Source organism: Zoogloea sp. (assembly GCF_041914405.1).
Taxonomy (GTDB): Bacteria; Pseudomonadota; Gammaproteobacteria; order Burkholderiales; family Rhodocyclaceae; genus Zoogloea.
This window is the reverse complement of sequence record NZ_JAYSDK010000027.1, coordinates 21,385-38,423: the sequence shown is the minus strand read 5'-3', so window position 1 is coordinate 38,423 and position 17,039 is coordinate 21,385. Positions and strand designations below refer to the sequence as shown.

15 protein-coding genes are annotated in these 17,039 nt (G+C 66.9%); 5 read left to right on the top strand and 10 right to left on the bottom strand.

Annotation, left to right across the window (positions count from 1 at the left end; translation table 11 throughout):
• Positions 1–152: 152 nt before the first annotated feature.
• Genes ACE3RX_RS16035 through ACE3RX_RS16025 form a run of 3 tightly spaced genes read right to left on the bottom strand, consistent with a single transcriptional unit; the run spans position 153 to position 4,380 of the window.
• Complete coding sequence (locus tag ACE3RX_RS16035; protein WP_374485858.1) at positions 153–1,220, bottom strand: lipocalin-like domain-containing protein; 1,068 nt, start codon at positions 1,218–1,220, stop codon at positions 153–155.
• Positions 1,220–3,715, bottom strand: a complete 2,496-nt coding sequence (locus ACE3RX_RS16030) for an FtsX-like permease family protein (RefSeq protein WP_374485856.1) — start codon at positions 3,713–3,715, stop codon at positions 1,220–1,222. Before ACE3RX_RS16030 ends, ACE3RX_RS16035 begins: the two co-directional genes overlap by 1 nt.
• A gap of 11 nt (positions 3,716–3,726) precedes the next feature.
• Positions 3,727–4,380 carry an ABC transporter ATP-binding protein gene (locus ACE3RX_RS16025; RefSeq protein WP_374485854.1) on the bottom strand — a complete coding sequence of 218 codons (654 nt, stop codon included), beginning with the start codon at positions 4,378–4,380 and terminating at the stop codon, positions 3,727–3,729.
• A 242-nt stretch (positions 4,381–4,622) separates the two neighbouring features.
• Between ACE3RX_RS16025 and hpnC the strand changes: the two genes are divergently transcribed.
• From hpnC to hpnE, 3 genes are read left to right on the top strand one after another with little or no spacing between them, the layout of a single operon-like run.
• A complete protein-coding gene (gene hpnC / locus ACE3RX_RS16020; protein ID WP_374485852.1) occupies positions 4,623–5,444 on the top strand; it encodes a squalene synthase HpnC in 822 nt (273 codons plus the stop codon).
• A 6-nt stretch (positions 5,445–5,450) separates the two neighbouring features.
• Positions 5,451–6,287, top strand: a complete 837-nt coding sequence (gene hpnD, locus ACE3RX_RS16015) for a presqualene diphosphate synthase HpnD (RefSeq protein WP_374485850.1) — start codon at positions 5,451–5,453, stop codon at positions 6,285–6,287.
• The gene (gene hpnE, locus ACE3RX_RS16010; RefSeq protein WP_374485848.1) at positions 6,287–7,606 is read left to right on the top strand and encodes a hydroxysqualene dehydroxylase HpnE; all 1,320 of its coding nucleotides are present in this window, start codon (positions 6,287–6,289) and stop codon (positions 7,604–7,606) included. The genes hpnD and hpnE overlap by 1 nt, the downstream gene beginning before the upstream one ends.
• A gap of 92 nt (positions 7,607–7,698) precedes the next feature.
• Here the strand turns inward: hpnE and ACE3RX_RS16005 are convergent, their stop codons facing one another.
• Both ACE3RX_RS16005 and guaB read right to left on the bottom strand, forming a co-directional pair.
• Positions 7,699–8,412 carry an ABC transporter ATP-binding protein gene (locus ACE3RX_RS16005; RefSeq protein WP_374485846.1) on the bottom strand — a complete coding sequence of 238 codons (714 nt, stop codon included), beginning with the start codon at positions 8,410–8,412 and terminating at the stop codon, positions 7,699–7,701.
• A gap of 155 nt (positions 8,413–8,567) precedes the next feature.
• Entirely contained in the window at positions 8,568–10,028 is a 1,461-nt protein-coding gene (gene guaB, locus ACE3RX_RS16000) for an IMP dehydrogenase (protein WP_374485844.1), read from the bottom strand.
• 80 nt (positions 10,029–10,108) lie between these two features.
• On the opposite strand from guaB, the gene ACE3RX_RS15995 reads away from it, so the two are divergent.
• Positions 10,109–10,573 carry a DUF4124 domain-containing protein gene (locus tag ACE3RX_RS15995; protein ID WP_374485842.1) on the top strand — a complete coding sequence of 155 codons (465 nt, stop codon included), beginning with the start codon at positions 10,109–10,111 and terminating at the stop codon, positions 10,571–10,573.
• 30 nt (positions 10,574–10,603) lie between these two features.
• On the opposite strand, the gene ACE3RX_RS15990 is transcribed toward ACE3RX_RS15995, so the two are convergent.
• Both ACE3RX_RS15990 and ACE3RX_RS15985 read right to left on the bottom strand, forming a co-directional pair.
• Positions 10,604–10,924, bottom strand: coding sequence for an RnfH family protein (locus ACE3RX_RS15990; RefSeq protein ID WP_374485840.1), 321 nt, complete (start codon positions 10,922–10,924; stop codon positions 10,604–10,606).
• Between the two features lies 1 nt (position 10,925).
• Complete coding sequence (locus tag ACE3RX_RS15985; RefSeq protein ID WP_374485838.1) at positions 10,926–11,363, bottom strand: type II toxin-antitoxin system RatA family toxin; 438 nt, start codon at positions 11,361–11,363, stop codon at positions 10,926–10,928.
• A gap of 67 nt (positions 11,364–11,430) precedes the next feature.
• Here ACE3RX_RS15985 and smpB point away from each other — a divergent pair, with 67 nt between their 5' ends.
• Positions 11,431–11,877, top strand: a complete 447-nt coding sequence (gene smpB, locus ACE3RX_RS15980; protein WP_374485836.1) for an SsrA-binding protein SmpB — start codon at positions 11,431–11,433, stop codon at positions 11,875–11,877.
• Between the two features lie 42 nt (positions 11,878–11,919).
• On the opposite strand, the gene ACE3RX_RS15975 is transcribed toward smpB, so the two are convergent.
• The 3 genes from ACE3RX_RS15975 to ACE3RX_RS15965 all read right to left on the bottom strand — a co-directional run bounded on the left by ACE3RX_RS15975 (position 11,920) and on the right by ACE3RX_RS15965 (position 16,977).
• Entirely contained in the window at positions 11,920–12,849 is a 930-nt protein-coding gene (locus ACE3RX_RS15975) for a hypothetical protein (protein ID WP_374485834.1), read from the bottom strand.
• Positions 12,850–12,991: 142 nt separating this feature from the next.
• Positions 12,992–13,285, bottom strand: a complete 294-nt coding sequence (locus tag ACE3RX_RS15970; RefSeq protein WP_374485832.1) for a 4a-hydroxytetrahydrobiopterin dehydratase — start codon at positions 13,283–13,285, stop codon at positions 12,992–12,994.
• 20 nt (positions 13,286–13,305) lie between these two features.
• On the bottom strand, positions 13,306–16,977 hold the full coding sequence (locus ACE3RX_RS15965; RefSeq protein WP_374485830.1) for a DUF748 domain-containing protein: 3,672 nt from the start codon (positions 16,975–16,977) through the stop codon (positions 13,306–13,308).
• Between the last annotated feature and the right edge of the window lie 62 nt (positions 16,978–17,039).

The following is a 17,039-nucleotide window of genomic DNA, read 5'->3' as shown; positions in this document are numbered from 1 at the left end:
ATCGGAGTGCCTTTGTCATTTTACGCCCACCGGCGAGGGATGAACGCCGGCTTTACCCGGCCGGTGAAGCATCGTTGAACAGGCAATCGCTGACGCCCCTGGATGATCGACGCTCCGGCCGACGCGATCCTTCGTGCTCCAACAGCAGCCTGCTAGCCAACGCGAATGCGCTCCCCGTAGCCAGTCATCTCCAGGTAGCCGCGGCCAAGCTCCCGCCCGCCCTCGACGACCCGCACCGCGCCCTCCCAGTACACCGAGCCGGTGGAGCGGCGGCTGTCCAGCTCCTGGTCGTCCAGCAGCGGCCGCAGGCCGAACTCCCGCTCACCGACGCGCAGCCGCCATTCCACCGGATAGGTGATACCGGTGCGCGGCGAACGCCATTCCCGGACGGGCGTGAAGACGATCTCCGCTGGACGCAGGACCCGCGCGCCACCACCGGCCAGTTGCCAGGTCGCCGCTGCCCACAACGCGCGCCCCTGTCCGTCGCGCAGGCGGAAAGCCATCAGCGCGCTGCCGTCATCCAGGTTGAGCCCGACCCAGTCCCAGCCTTTGGCGCCTTCCGGCAGCAGCTCGCTGGACCATTCGTGGTCCAGCCAGGCCGTACCACGCACTGGCTGAGTCCGGCCATCGAGGGTCACGCTGCCGCTCACCGCCAACTGCGGGCGGCTGTAGTAGTAGCTGGCGTGGCGCGGATCGGCGGCCTTGGCGCTGAAGCCGCCCTGGCCGTTGAGCAGCGGCGGCCCGGCCGGCTGCAGATCCAGCGCGTAGGCAAAATCCTCGGCATGCACGGCGGCCCGGTAACGCCCGCCATCCAGCGCGAAGCGCCAGTCGCCGACCCACACGCCGGTGCGCCCCAGCTCGAAACCGGCCCGCCCGAAGCCGACCCGCGCCGAGCGCTCCCCGTGGCGCAGGCGCCCCAGGCGTGGATCGGCGATCGCCGCGTGGGCAAGGATCAGCTGGCGCGGCGCGAAGGCGCTCGGATTGTCCTCACCGACACCAATGCGCACGCGGAAGAAGGTCGTCTGGAAACCCAGCGGGCTGCCGTCCGGCAGGGACAGCCAGCCGGTGGCATACCACCACTCGGTGCGGAAATCCGGATGGGCGCCGTAGTCAGCCGGAAAGACCAGCCGCCGGCCCGGCAGCACCGACGCGAAGTCCACCGCCGCCGCACGCCCCGCCGCCCCAAGGGCCAGCGCCAGCAGGAAAAGACGCCGCTCCATCACCAATCCTCCCGCACCGCCAACACCGCATCCTGGCGCATTGCCTGGCGACCGGCGAGCACTGCGGCCAGTGCCGCCAGCACCACCAGCCCGCCACCGAACAACAGCAGCGACAGCCACGGCACATGCAGATCCATGCTCCAGTGGAAACTCTGCCGATTGACCACCTCGATCAGCACCAGCCCGATCGCCCCGCCCGCCAACAGGCCGGCCAACACGCCGACGCCCGCCGCCAGCGCCCCCTCCTGGGCCAGCATCCAGCCGATCTGGCGGCGCGTCAGGCCGAGGTGGCGCAGCATGCCGAACTCCTTCCGGCGGGCCGCCGCCAGCGCCGCGAAGCTGGCCGCCACACCGGCCAGGCCAATGGCCACCGCCACCGCTTCGAGCAGGTAGGTCACCGCGAAGGTGCGGTCGAAGATGCGCAACGTGATCGCCCGGATCTCGCCGGGGAAAGCCACTTCCAGCACGCCGGAGCCGGCCAGTGCGGTCAGCGCGTTTGCGGTGCGCAGCGCGTCCGCGCCGGGTGCGAGGTGAATCGCCGCGTCGGTGACCAGGCGGTCGCCGGTCAGGTGACGGTAGCTGTCGAGGTCGATCATCACCGCGCCGGTCTGGCGTGCGTAGTCGCGCCACACGCCGGCCACCGTCAGGCGCACCGGCTTGCCGGCCAGCGGCAACGCAACCTGCTGGCCGGGCTGCCAGCCGTACAGGTCCTGCATGGCTTCGGAGATCCACACGGCTGGCCCGGTCACCGCCCCGGTCCGGTCGACCAAGGGCAGGCCGTCGCCCTCGGCCGACACTGGCCGCGCCAGCAGAGCCACCGGCGCCTGCCCCGCAGCCAGACGCAGACCGTCGTGTCGCGTGAAAGCCACCGCGCCAACGCCGGGTGTCGCTGCGATGCGCGCCTGCAAGGCTTCGTCCAGATAGCTGCCGGACTGGGCGCGGCCGGCGCGCAGATAGAGGTCGGCCGGCAGCAGCTGGGTCAGCCACTGGTCCACCGAATCCCGAAACGAGGCCACCATGATCGCCATCGCCGCCGCCAGTGCGACGCTGGTGAGCACGCCGGCGGCCGCCACCACCGCATGGCCGGGCGCCGCCGCCAGCCGGGCCACGGCCAGACGTGCAGGCACGGGCCCGCCGCCGGGCAGCAGGCGGGCCAGCAGCGCAGCAATCGACGGCAACAGCAGCACCGCTCCAGCCAGCACGCATGCCACCGCCAGGTAGCCGCCAAGGGGCAGTCCATCCACTGGCGGGATCGCGCAGGCCGCCAGACCGCCGGCCAGCAGCGCCAGACCGAACAGCGGATGGCCGCGCCCGCCGTGCAGCGCAGCCTCGTCACCCGCCTTCAGGGCCTGGGCCGGCGCCACCGTCGCAGCCTCCTTGGCCGGCAACCACGCACCAGCGACGCCAGCCACGACACCGAGCAGCGCATAGATCGCACTGGCCAGCGGCTGGAACTGCAGGCGCGGAGCCAGGCCCGAGAAATAGCCGGCGCCCAGGTCGCCACCGAGCAGCGCCAGCGCGCCCCACGCCAGGCCATGGCCGACCGCCACACCCAGAACGCCGCCAAGCAGACCAACCGCCGCGCCCTCCCCCACCAACCAGCCAAACAGCGTTCGCCGCGACAGACCGATAGCCCGCAGGAAGGCGAATTCACTGCGCCTGCGCACCACCGACAGGGCCTGCGCCGAGAAGACCAGGAAGCCGCCGGTAAGCAGCGCAATCGCCGCCAGCAAAGTCAGGTTCACCCGGTAGGCCCGCGACAGGTTGGCCGCCTGGTCCGCCTCGGCGGCGGGCGTCTCCACGAGTACGCCGTCCGGTAGTTCAGCCTGCAGGCTGCGCCGCACTGCCGCCATGTCGACACCCTCGCGCAGACGCAGATCGATGCGACTCAGGCGGCCGAGCTTGCCGAACAGGGTCTGCGCGGCGGCGATGTCCATCACGGCAAGGCGACGACCATCACCCGCCGCAGGCAGATCACCGGCCACTTTCAGTGCGACCTCCTTGCTGCCAGCCTGTACGTGCAGTAGCGCACCGGTCTTCACGCCGAGCCGGTCGGCCGCCGCATGAGAGAGAAACACGCTGTCGCCGGCAAAAATCGCAAAGCGGTCGTCGCCGTCGGCGCGGGGCAGCAGCTGCGGCGTGACCCGCGCCAGCACGAAGGCATCGACACCCAGCACCTGCAGGGATTCGTCGCGCCCGACCAGCCGCGCCTCGACCTCGAGCACGGGACTGGCCTCGGCCACGTCCGGATGGGCCACCAAGCGCGTGTAGAGCTGTTCGTCGAAACCACCGCGCGGGCCGACCACCTGCAAGTCCGCCGCGCCCGCCATGTTGCGCAGGCCCCGGTCGAACTCCGACAGGGCCGCCTCGTGCACTGCCTGCACAGCCATGCCCAGCGCCACGCCGAGCACGATGGCAACCAGCGAAAACAGCGTCGCCAACCGCCGCCGGGCCAACGAGCCGAGGAATACCGGCGCCAGGCGCCTCCACCCCATCACCTGTCCGCTCACCCGCGCAGGCCCTCCGCCGTCAGGTGCAGCGTGCGGTCAGCGGTGGCTGCCGCCTCCAGCGAATGGGTCACCAGGATGCCAATCGCCCCGGCGGCGCGAATGCGCTCGGCCAGCAAGGCCAGCACCCGTGATGCGTTGGCCGGGTCCAGGTTGCCGGTCGGTTCGTCGGCCAGCACCACGTGCGGCGCATGGACCAGCGCCCGGGCGATCGCGACCCGCTGCATCTCGCCGCCCGACAGCTCCCGCGGCCAGCTGTCGCCCCGCGCACCCAGCCCCACCGCGTCGAGCAGCTGGCGGGTCGGGCCGTCGGCGGCGTCCCGCTCGACGCCCTGCAACCACAGGGGCAACGCCACGTTCTGGGCCACGTTGAGATGCGGCAAGATGTGGAAGGCCTGGAACACGAAACCCAGCTTGTCCCGGCGCAGGCGGGTCAGCGCCTCATCGTCGTGCTGCGCGTAATCCTCGCCGTCCAGGCACAGGCGGCCACCATCGGGCCGATCCAGTCCGGCGATCAGGTTCAGCAAGGTCGATTTGCCGACCCCGGATTCGCCAACGATGGCCACGTACTCACCGGGCTCGAGACTCAGGGAAATGTTCTGCAGCACGGTCCGGCCGTTGAAGCGGCGGGACAGGTTTTCGATTTCGAGCATGGGCAGGGATGCAACACGGAACGGCTTAACGAGAAAAAGACAGTAATCAGCAGATGAGTTCTACCAAGACAGGCATTGGTTCCCACTCAGGCCATGGGAGCACATTCACGCCCCGACGGACACCGTCTTGACGTAGCCGCGGGCAAATTTGCCTCCGCAGTGACCTACGCCGCGGAAATTCCCGGCCACGCCGGCATTGCCGCAGCCCGCCACCAGGTACCACGGGTATACTCCGCGCGCCCATGCCCGTCGATCACTACGAGAACTTTCCCGTCGCTTCCTTCCTGCTGCCGGCGCACCTGCGCGAGCCGGTGGAGGCCATCTACGCCTTCGCCCGCAGCGCCGACGACATTGCCGACGAGGGCGACGCGACGCCGATCATGCGCCTGGCGCGCCTCAACGACTACAAGCGGGCGCTGCTGGCGATCGAGCAATACCGCCCCTTCGACGATCCGACGCTGGAACCGATCTTCAAGCGCCTGGGCCGCAACATCCACGACTTCGGGCTGCCGGTGTATCTCTTCCGCGACCTGCTGGACGCCTTCAGCCAGGACGTGGGCAAGACCCGCTACGCGGACTTCGACGAGCTCGGCGACTACTGCCGCCGCTCGGCCAACCCGGTCGGGCGCCTGCTGCTGCACCTCTACGACGAGGCCACGCCCGACAACCTGGTCCTGTCCGATCTGATCTGCACCAGCCTGCAGCTCATCAATTTCTGGCAGGACGTGGCGGTGGACTGGCAAAAGCGGCGCATCTACCTGCCGCTGGCCGAGCTCGATCGCTTTGGCGTCACGGAGGCCTGCATCGCCGCCGGCGAGGTGACGCCGCAATTCACTGCGCTGATGGATTTCCAGATCCAGCGCGCCCGCTGCATGATGCTGCGCGGCGCCCCCCTCGCCCACCGCCTGCCCGGCCGCATCGGCTGGGAGCTGCGCCTGGTGGTGCAGGGCGGACTTGCGATACTCGACAAGATCGAGGCGAACGGCTACGACGTGTTCCGCCGCCGTCCGACCCTCGGCAAGACAGACTGGCCGCGCCTCGCCTGGCGCGCCCTTACCCGGTAGCGCCCCATGACCGACCCCCACGCATATTGCCAGGAGAAGGCCGCCAGCAGCGGCTCCAGCTTCTACTACAGCTTCATGTTCCTGCCCCCCGAGCGACGCCAGGCGATAACCGCCCTGTACGCCTTCTGCCGGGAGGTGGATGACGTGGTGGATGAATGCCACGACATGCAGATCGCCCAGGCCAAGCTCGACTGGTGGCGCATGCAGGTGGCCCAAATCTATGACGGCGCACCAGAACACCCGGTCGGCCAAGCCCTCCAGCAGATCAACAAGCAGTTCCCGCTGCCCCGCGAGCAACTGCTCGAGATCATCGACGGCATGCAGATGGACCTGCAGCAGACCCGCTACCTGGACTGGAAGGCCCTGCAGCTGTACTGCTACCGCGTCGCCAGCGTGGTCGGCCTGCTGTCCGCCGAGATCTTCGGCTACACCAACCGGCAAACCCTGAAATACGCCCACGACCTGGGCATGGCCTTCCAGCTCACCAACATCATCCGCGACGTCGGCGAGGACGCCCGCCGCGGCCGTATCTACCTGCCCATCGACGAGCTGCAGCGCTTCAACGTGCCAGCCCGGCAGATCCTCGACGGCCAGCATTCGGACAACTTCCGCGAGCTGATGGCCTTCCAGACCCAGCGCGCGCGCCAGTTCTACGACCAGGCCTTCGCCCAGTTACCCGACGAGGACCGCAAGACCCAGCGTCCCGGCCTGGTGATGGCGGCGATCTACCGCACGCTGCTCGACGAGATCGAGGCCGACGGCTTCCAGGTGCTCGACCGCCGCACCTCACTGACGCCGCTGCGCAAGATCTGGATCGCCGGGCGCACCTGGCTGCGCGGCTGATGCACACCGGCCCCGACATCGCCGTCATCGGCGGCGGCTACGCCGGCTTCGCGGCCGCCGTCACGCTGGCCCGCGGTGGGGCCAAGGTCACGCTGTTCGAGTCATCCCGCGTGCTCGGCGGACGCGCCCGCGTAGTGGACAAGGACGGCTACCGGGTGGACAACGGCCAACACATCCTGCTCGGCGCCTACACCGAAACCCTGCGCCTGCTGCGCCTGGTCGGCGTCAAGCCGAGCGTGCTGGAGACGCGCAAGCTGGCGCTGGTCTATCCCGGCGAATGCGCGCTGCGCGCAGCTCCGTTGCCGGCACCGCTGCACCTGGCCATCGGCCTGCTGCGCGCCAAAGGCCTGGGCTGGCAGGACAAGCTGGCGATGGCGCGGCTGATGCGCAGCCTCAAGGCGCGCAAGTTTCGCATCGAGCCGGATCGGCCGGTCGCCGAGCTGCTCACCGAGACCAAGCAGACCGAGAAACTGACCCGCCTGATCTGGGAACCCCTCTGCGTGGCGGCCCTCAACACGCCGGTCGCCGACGCGTCGGCCCAGGTTTTCGCCAACGTGCTGCGCGACAGCCTGGCCGCCGGCGCCTCCGCATCCGACCTGCTGCTGCCGCGGCTCGACCTGTCCGAGCTGTTCCCCGTCCCGGCCTCCCGCTGGCTGGCCATGCGCGGCCACACGGTGCGCATCGCCGAACCGATCAAGGCCATCGAGAGCATCGGCGGCGGTTACCGGCTGGATGGCGACCCGTGGACCACGCTGTTCGAACACATAGTGATCGCCACCGCGCCCTATCACGTGGCGCCGCTGGTGGAGACTCTGCCGGCGATGGCGCCGGTGGTGGCCAGCATCGCCGCGCTGCGCCACGAACCCATCGTCACCGCCTGGCTGGCCTTCGACGGGCCGCTGAACTTCCCGGAGCCGATGATCGGCCTCAGCGGCGGCTACGGCCAGTGGGCTTTCGACCGCGCCGCGCTGGGCGGCGAGCCGGGCCTGGTCAGCGTGGTCATCAGCGCCCGCGGCGCCCACCAGGAAATCAGCAAGGAAGCGCTGGAAGTCGCGCTGCTTCAGGAATTGCAGCACGTGCTCGGCCCGCTGCCGGCGTTGGCCTGGTCGCAGATCATCACCGAGAAGCGCGCCACCTTCTCATGCACGCCCGGCCTCGTCCGCCCGGGCGTCGCGACGCCGCAGCCCGGCCTGTGGCTGGCCGGCGACTATATCGCGTCGGACTACCCCGCCACCATCGAATCCGCCATCCGCAGCGGCGTACAAGCCGGCCGCAGCATCCTCAAACGCTGCGGCTTGAAGGAACAGATTCTCCCGTAAAGGCAGCTCCCAGACTATGAGCCGGGGGCGCGCAACCAAGCGCCGCACGCGGAGCGTACCCAGAGCTTGCCTCTCCGGAGAAAGCCGCGTTTTTACACTAACTTGCCGGCAGACAGCCGCAAGCTGCGCCCACAGCGCTCCGCCAGGCTGGTGTCGTGGGTCACCAGCACGAGGGTCGTGCCGGACTCGACGTTGAGGGAGAACATCAGCTCGATGACTGCCTCACCGGTAGCCACGTCCAGGTTGCCAGTCGGCTCGTCGGCCAGCACCAGCGCCGGCCGTGGCGCAAAGGCGCGGGCGACCGCGACGCGCTGCTGCTCGCCGCCGGACAGCTGGCGCGGGTAATACCCCAGGCGGCCGCCCAGACCAACCCGCTGCAGCCAACTCTCCGCTTCCTGGCGGGCATCCTTCCGCCCAGCCAGCTCCAGCGGCAGCATCACGTTCTCGAGGGCAGTCAGGGCCGGCAAGAGTTGGAAGGACTGAAACACGAAACCAACGCATTCGCCGCGCAGCGCCGCGCGGCCGTCCTCGTCGAGGGCGAACAGATCCTGTCCGCGGATATGCACGGAGCCTCCCGACGGCGAATCCAGCCCGGCCAGCAGGCCCAGCAGCGTGGACTTGCCGGAGCCGGACGCTCCAACGATGGCCACCGCCTCGCCGGCGGCGATGCTGAAGGAGACATCTTCGAGGATGTGCAGCGTGCCGCCATTATCGGTGGTCACGCTACGGCTCAGGTGTTTGACGTCGACCACGGAAGCCAGCGCGGCCGCCGTGGATGAAGAATCGGATCGGGTTCGGGTCAGCATGGCTATGTGGAGTGGATTTGCGGCGATAGGTTCAGCGCGGGCGCGCGGCTCTCCGTGATTATCCTGGCCCGAAATGACAGTCTGCCACCGGCCGCAGCCCGTCAACGAACAAGGGCAGCCCGAGGGCTGCCCTTGATGCACGGGAACGGAAAGACTCAATCCACGTGGTAGTTCGGCGCTTCCTTGGTGATCTGCACGTCATGGACGTGGGATTCGCGGATGCCGGCCGAGGTGATCTCGACGAACTCGGCACGGGCGCGCATCTCGTCGATGGTGGCGCAACCGACGTAGCCCATGGAGGCACGCAGGCCGCCCATCAGCTGGTGGATCACCGCCGTCACCGGGCCCTTGTAGGCGACGCGGCCTTCGATGCCTTCCGGCACCAGCTTGTCCACATTGCCCTCGTTGTCCTGGAAGTAACGGTCCGCGGCGCCCTGCTGCATGGCACCGAGGGAACCCATGCCCCGGTAGGACTTGTAGGAGCGCCCCTGGAACAGCACGGTCTCGCCCGGCGCTTCCTCGGTACCGGCGAACAGGCCACCCAGCATCACCACGTTGGCACCGGCCGCGATGGCCTTGGAGATGTCGCCGGAGTAGCGGATGCCGCCGTCGGCAATCATCGGGACGCCGGAGTTGGCCAGCGCCGTAGCCACGTTGTCGACCGCGGTGATCTGCGGCACGCCGACACCGGCGACGATACGGGTGGTGCAGATGGAACCCGGGCCGATACCGACCTTGACGCCGTCCGCGCCCGCCTCGACGAGCGCCAGGGCTGCCGCCGCGGTGGCGATGTTGCCGCCGATGACGTCCACCTTCGGGAAGTTCTTCTTGACCCAGTTGACGCGGTCGAGCACGCCCTGGGAGTGACCGTGGGCGGTGTCAACGACGATCACGTCAACCCCGGCTTCGGCCAGCAATGCAGCACGTTCCTCGGTACCGGCACCGACACCGATGGCCGCGCCGACACGCAGACGGCCGAGGCTGTCCTTGCAGGCAAGCGGGTGCTCGGTGGACTTCATCATGTCCTTGACGGTGATGAGGCCGGCCAGGCCGCCGTCTTCGCTCAGCACCAGCACGCGCTCCAGGCGGTGCTTGTGCATCAGCGCACGGGCCTCGTCGAGGCTTGCGCCTTCCTTGACCGTGACCAGGCGCGACTGGGGCGTCATGATTGCCGAGACGGGCTGGTCGAGATTGGTCTCGAAACGGGTGTCACGGTTGGTGACGATGCCGATCACCTTGCCACCGTCCACCACCGGCAGGCCGGAGAACTTGTGGGTCCGGGTCAGGGTGAGCACCTCGCGGACCGTCATGGTCGGCGGAATGGTGATCGGGTCCTTGAGGATGCCCGACTCGAAACGTTTTACCTTGGCCACTTCGGCCGCCTGCTGCTGGGGGGTCAGGTTCTTGTGGATGATCCCGATCCCGCCTTCCTGCGCGAGCGCAATGGCGAGGCGTGCTTCGGTGACGGTATCCATTGCAGCGGACACCAGCGGAATATTCAGGGTAATGTTGCGCGTGAGTTTCGTCTGGAGGCTGACGTCGCGCGGGAGAACGCTCGAATGGGCGGGGATGAGAAGGACGTCATCAAACGTCAGCGCCTTCTGGATCACTCGCATGGCTTTAATCCCTCGAACCAAATCCGTATTATACGCAGCTTGCCGTCCGACGGCAAAAGTTTGTCCTACCGGAGTCCCGAATGCCGCGCAAGCTTCTTTTCGTCCTGCTGGCCTGCGCCGCCCCGGCCGTCCTTGCCCAAGCCATCTACAGCTGGAAGGACGCCAACGGCCGCATCCATTACGCCGACTCGCCACCGCCCGACGCCCAGACGCGTACCCTTCGACAGGCCCCGCTGGCCCAGCGCCCTGCCGCCTCCGAGGCCGCCAGTGGCAACGCCCCGCAGAGCACCGCCGAAAAAGAGCTGGCCTTCAGGAAACGGCGCGCCGAGGCCGCCGAGGCGGACGAAAAGGCGCGCAAGCAGAAGCTCGCCAGCGACCAGCAGCAACAGGAATGCACACGCTTCCGCCAGCAACTGAGCGGGCTGGAAAGCGGCCAGCTGACGGTGCGCTACAACGAAGCGGGTGAGCAGGTTTACGTGAGCGACGACGAGCGCGCCAGCGAAGTGGCGCGCATCCGGCAATACCTGGAACGCAGCTGCAAGTAGGCGGGCACCCGATGCCAGCCGGCGCCGGGTTCAGGCTTCTGCCGGCCCGCCGCCCTTCTTCATGACTTTCCCCTCTTCGGCACGCTTGCGGCGCACCTCCTTGGGATCGGCAATCAGCGGCCGGTAGATCTCTACCCGGTCCTTGTCGCGCAGCACCGTGTCGGCCTTGACCAGCTTGGCGAAGACGCCGAGCTTGTTGGTTTTGGCCAGATCAATCTCGGGATGCTTCTGCAGCAGGCCCGAAGCCTCCACCGCGCGCTGTACCGTGCTGCCTTCAGGCAGCCTGAGGCGGACGATTTCCTGGCGCTCCCTGAGCGCGTAGCAGACTTCCACGTTGATCGAATCGGACATCTCAGCCCTTGGCGTAGACTTGCGCGGCGCGCTTCACGAAGGAATCGACGAAGGTGTTCGCGATGTGACTGAACACCGGCCCCACCGCCTTCTCAATCAGGCGGTTGGAAAACTCATAGTGCAGGTTGAACTCGACCTTGCAGGCGGCGTCGCCCAGCGGAATGAACTCCCAACTGCCGTCGAGGTGCGTGAATGGCCCGTCGGTCAGGCGGATGTGCATGTGCCGCGGATAGTCCTTGTCGTTCTCGGTGCTGAAGTGGGACTTGATGCCGTGGTAGTTGATGTGCAGTGTGGCCTTGGTGACCTTCTCGTCACGGCCATGCACCTCACTGCCGCCGCACCAGGGCAGGAACTTGGGGTAATCCTCGCAGCGATCCACCAGATCGAACATCTGGGCTGGAGTGAATTCGATCAGAACGGTTTTCTTGACGGCTGCCATTGGGGCGCGGGCGAACTAGCGAGCTGTTAAAATGCGCGATTTTACGCGTCCGTTCAAGCCTACGCCAATGAGCATCATCGACAACCGCAAGGCCTTCCACGATTATTTCATCGAGGAAAAATACGAAGCCGGCCTCGTGCTCGAGGGCTGGGAGGTCAAGGGCATCCGCGCCGGGCGTGCCAACATCAAGGAAAGCTACGTGGTGATCCGTGGCGCCGAGATATTCATCGTCGGCATGCACATCACGCCGCTGGAGTCCGCCTCGACCCACATTCACCCCGATCCGACCCGCACCCGCAAGCTGTTGCTGCACTCAGAGGAAATCTCCAAGCTGATCGGCAAGGTGGAGCGCGCCGGCTATGCACTGGTGCCCCTCGACCTGCATTACACCAAGGGCCGCGTGAAGGTCAGCGTCGGCCTCGCCAAGGGCAAGAAGCAGTACGACAAGCGGGAAACCGAGAAGGAACGCGACTGGGAGCGCGAAAAGGCGCGCCTGATCCGCGCCAAGGGCTGATCGGCACCGGGGACTCCAGCTCTCGTCCCCTGTTCGCTCCAGCTACTCCGTTTCGCTGAGCGCCCACTCCACATCGAGGCGCTCCAGCGCATCCACCGGCTGACACGCCCCAGCCGCCGCAAACAGCTCATGCACACGGCCATGCTGGGCGGAGCCAAAGGCCAGCAACGTGGAGCGGGCATATTCCGCCAGTACGACCGGCGATTGGGGATGCAGCCTGTGGGCCGTCTCGAAGTGCTCGATGACCGCTTCCTTGCGGGCGCCGTAGGTCAGGCCGGCCACCATGCTGCCGATCTTGTCGATCACTTCTGCGTTGTAGACCCCCAGCGCCACATAGGCATCGGCGTGCTCGCTATCCAGTTCGACGACCCGCTGCAGGCTGTCCCGCACCTTGCTGCCGAGCCCGCGGGCCAGGGCCTTGACCACCGAAATACTCTGGCTGTAGCGCCCCAGTGCCAGACCATGCACATACCAGGCATTCGCCCAGTTCGGCGCCAGCTCAGTCAACGCAGTACAGAATTCCAGCGTGTCGGCGAGGATGCGGGTCCGCCGCTGCTCATCCTCTTCCAGGTGGGCCGCATACACGACGGCCGCCCTGGCCGCGGCCACCAAGCCCACCGGGCCCGCCGCCAGTCCATTCTCGACGGCATCCGCAAAATCGCCCGCGTGATAGGCCCGCCAAGCCTCCTCGATCAGTGGCACGGCTGTCGCCGGATCCGGCACATGCGCCTGCAGTGCCGGGTTGGCATCAAGCAGCGCATTCAGGCTGCTCAGGTCCGGATAAGGTTCCCGGTCGCTCCGGTGCAGTCGCCCCCAGTTACTCGCCAGGGCCGTTCCCCCGTAACGATAGACCCGATTGCCATAGGGAAAACGTTTCCAGCTGCGCCGACCAACATCCTGCTCCGAGCGGGCCTCGGCCAGGCGCTGCCGCGAACGACGCAAGGCCACGTTCCAGTCAAAGGTCAGATGCATCGGCAGTCCTTTCCCACGAACGACACCCAAAACGGGCGTTTTCGAAAATGCCAAAACCATCAAAGACGGAACTGGCAGGCCGCGGAGAGTAGCACCCTGATCGCCATTAAGCATGCTGCGCCGCGACAACGCGGCCAGCCGCTCAGGCTGCGATCCGATCCATGAAGCAGGCCAGCTGGATATCCAGTTCGGTCACCCCACCGGCATCGTGGGTGCTCAACACCACCTCCACCCGGTTATACACATTGCTCCATTCCGGATGGTGATCGAGCTTTTCCGCCATCAGCGCCACCCGCGCCATCCAGCCGAAGGCCGCGTTGAAATCGGGAAAACGGAACTGTTTGCGGATCGCATCGCGATCGGAAAGCGGCAGCCATCCATCCAGACCAGCCAACGCCGCCTCCCGTTGTGCCCCGTCCAGTTTCTGCGGTCTCATCGTTCTCTTCTCCTCGTCGATTAACGCAGGGAAAAATCCACCCGACTGGCCTTCGCCTTGGCCTTTCCGTCATCCCCTTCCCGCGGCGCCAGCAGGAAGACCCGGTCGGCCGGCACCTGGCCCTTTTCGAGTAGCCAGTTCTTGGCCGCCTGGGCGCGTTGCTGGCCGAGCAGGCGCAGGTCTTCATCGCTCACGGTGATGTTGGCGAGGATCAGCTTCTCCATTTCGGGCACCGGCAGATCCTTGGTCAGGCCGATCAGGTTGCGGGGCTTCGGGAACTTCTCGTCTTTATAGACGCGGGTCAGCAGCGCCGGGTATTCGGCAGCGTCGATACGCACACGCCCGTCCTCGCCGAGCGACTCCCCCTTCTTCGCCATGTCCTTGATCTTCAGCGCCTCAACCTTGCCGAGCATGACCGCATGCTTCAGGCCCTCCCGGTCGGTCTGTGGATCGACGCGGCCGGCGATGTCGAGCTTGAGGCCGGTCTTCTCGGTCATGGCCTTGGCGATGGCCTTCAGCTTGGGCTCGGCGCTGTCGGGCAGGCGCGCAAAGCCGGGGTCGAACTCCAGCCAGGCCAGCTCCTCGCTGTTGCCGCCGAACATCGAGCCGAGCAAGGCAAACGGCGAGGTAATCGCCTTGCCAATCAGATTGACGAGAACCTTCCAGATGATGCCGCCGATGCTGAACTGGGGATCGTCCAGCGAGCCGCCGATCGGCAGATCCAGATCGATTTCGCCGCGGCTGTTCTTAAGCAGGGACACCGCCAGCAACACCGGCAGCTTGAGGGCGTCCGGGCTGTCCACCTTGTCGCCGAAGGTCAACTGGTCGAGGAACACCTGGTTGGTGGCGGTGAGCTTGCGGTCCTCGATCTTGTAATTGACGCTGGCCGACAGCTTGCCCTTCTCGATACCGTAGCCGACGTACTTGCCAGCGTAGGTGGACACGCCGGACAACTCGAAGTCCTTCACCGAGGCCTTGATGTCCAACGCCTTGTCCTGCCGGAAGGGATTGAGCTTGCCGACGACCTCCACCGGCGCCGCGTTGTCCACCTTGCCGCGCAACTCCAGTTCGGCGATCGTGCCCGGATCGGACGACAGGCCGACCAGGCGCCCCCCCATGCCTGTCAGGTTGGCATCGTAATTGGGGCGGATGAAGCGGTCGCTGTAGGCGATATTGCCGCCCTGCAGCGTGATCCGCTTGATCGACACGGGCGGTAGCGGCTCGGCCGGCGCGGCAGGTGGCAACTGCGCCGTCGCCACTCCGGGCGTGGATAGCTTGCCACCGTTGGCCTTCTTCACCGCGTCCTGCTCGTCCTTCTGCTCCTGGGCCCGCTGGGCGGTAATTTCACGGATGTTGAGGCCACCCTGGGCATCAAGAATCAGGCGGGTGTAGAAATCGCTGAGCGCAATGTCGTCGATGCTCACCGCCAGCGGCGCCAGGCGGATGTCCACGCCACCAAAGTACAAGGACTTCCAACGCAAGAAGTCGGCGGCGTTGAGCTTGTCCACCGAGGCAAAATCACCCACCGTCAGGTTGCCCTTGAACCCACCCTTCACACCGCCGGCCACCGGCAGCTCGAAGGCCAGCTTCCCGCGGGACGTGACGTTGCCGCGGGTGATCGCGATCTTCACCTTCTCGGTCACGTATGGCTGCAGCATCGCCAGGTCGACGGCCTTCAGGTCGAGATCCAGAGTGCCGGCCAGCGGTGCCAGGCCGACCGTACCGGCTACACCGATCTTGCCGCGCTTGTTGATCGCCGCCCGCAGATCCACCCTCGCCTTGCTGCCCTTGGCGGTGGACAGGCCATCCACCTTGATGGCCAGCGGCTCCGCGTTGAAGACGATGGACGGGGAAAGAGTCTGATCCTCCAGGCGCACACCCCAATCGTCGAGGGCAACGTGCTTGACGCTAACTTGCCAGTCGGGACCGGCCGGCGCCTTCTTCGCGGGCACTGCAGCATGCTTGCGCGCCGGCGCGACCGACGTCTTGGCGGCCAGAGCGTCGCCGGCGGCAGCGAACTGCTCGGCATTGAAGCGCCCATCCTTGCCGCGCACGACAGACAGGCGCGTCGCCTTGCCGAGCACCTCACCGACCGTCACGCGACGGGTGGCCGTATCGACCTCGGTGTCGCGCAACTCGAGCAGGCCGACGCGGGCCAGCGCTGTCTTGTCGCCCTTCAGGCGCACGCCCAGGTCCTTCAGCGCGACGCTCTCCGCCTTCAGCTGAACCTTCGGCGCACCGGACTCCTGCGCAAAATCGTAGGCCAGCCGCGCATCCACCTTGCCGGATGCGACCTCGCCCTGCTTCAGGAATGGTGCGTAATACGGTCGCGGCCCAACCAGATCGAGACCACTCAGCTCCAGCGTGCCGGAAGCCTTGAAGGCCGCCACGTCCACGCTGCCCTTGTGCTCGACATGTTCGCCCGCGTCGGTGGCAAAACCGGCTTCCAGCTCCGCCGGCGTACCGCCGGCCAGGCTGAACTTACGCAGGGAAACGTGCAGGTCCTGCAGCGTCTTGTGGAAAGGGCCGGCGGGCAGATCGTCGGTGAAGGCGATACGTCCGCCAGTGAGCTTGAGTTCGTTCAGCGTCAGCGCGAAGGGCTTGTCCTCGGCGGCTTTCGGCGGCTCGGTCAGCGTTGGCGCTTTAGGCGCAGTCGCAGTAGCGGCAGCCGGCTTCGGCAGCAGCGCGAGCAGGCTGATCGCCCCATCACGCTGACGCGCCACCGTAACGTCAGGCGCCTCGATGGAAACCGTGCCAATGGCCACCTCCCGAGCCAATGGCGCCAGCTTGTCGATGCCGACCTTCACAGCCGCCAGCTTGATCGCCGGGCGACCGTCGGCATGCTGCACCTCGACGCCGTCCAGCCCGACCGAGCCCTTTACGCTCACGGCAGGCGGCTGGTCTGCCGGCTGTGCAAAGCTGAGTTCCAAGTCGGATGACAGCTTGGCACTCGGCAGGCGGAAGGTCTTGTCGACCGGCAGGTAATCTACGTAGCGCGTAAGGTCGAAGCCATCGAACTTGATACCGACCACCGATTCGCGGGTCAGGGAAAACGGCTTGGACTTGCCCTTCACGACAAAGGGCGCCCCATTCACCTTCAGCGCCAGCAGCGGCTCGACGAAAGTCTCCACCTGGGACGGCAGGTTGGACACGAAGGGCACGCCCAGATCGAGGTCGGACACCACCTGCTTCTGCTTGAGCGGCCGGTCGTCGAAATCGATACGCCCCTTCTCGACGCGGATGTTATGCACCGCGAAATGGGTCTTAGAGCCGTCGTCGGGCTTATTGAGAATCTCGTCGATCACGTCCGACCAGTTGTAGCGCTGGCCTTCCAGGCGCACCACGCTGACCGTCGGCTCGACCAGCTTCACCTCCTCCACCACCACACCGCCGCGCAGCAGGGATTCCGCCTCCAGGTTCACGTACAAGGACGCGAAGCTCGCCGCGGGGCTCTTGCCGTCCGGCTCCAGCATTTGGAAGCCACGCACCTCGGCGGACAGCGCGTAGGGGTTGATCGACAGCCCCTCTATCGTCACTGGGCGATGCAGCAGCTCGCCCAGTTGCTTCTCAGCCACCGACTTCACAAGCGGCGGGGCGATCCAGAACCCCGCCACCCCCACCAGGGCCACCGCAGCCAGCCCCCGCAGCGCCCATTTCGCCGGACGTCCGGCGGCGCGCAGCTTTTCGATCATGTTCTTGTCCCTTGTTCTCCGCGCGGATGGCGCGGGCGAGCTTTTCGTTCAATATTCATCAA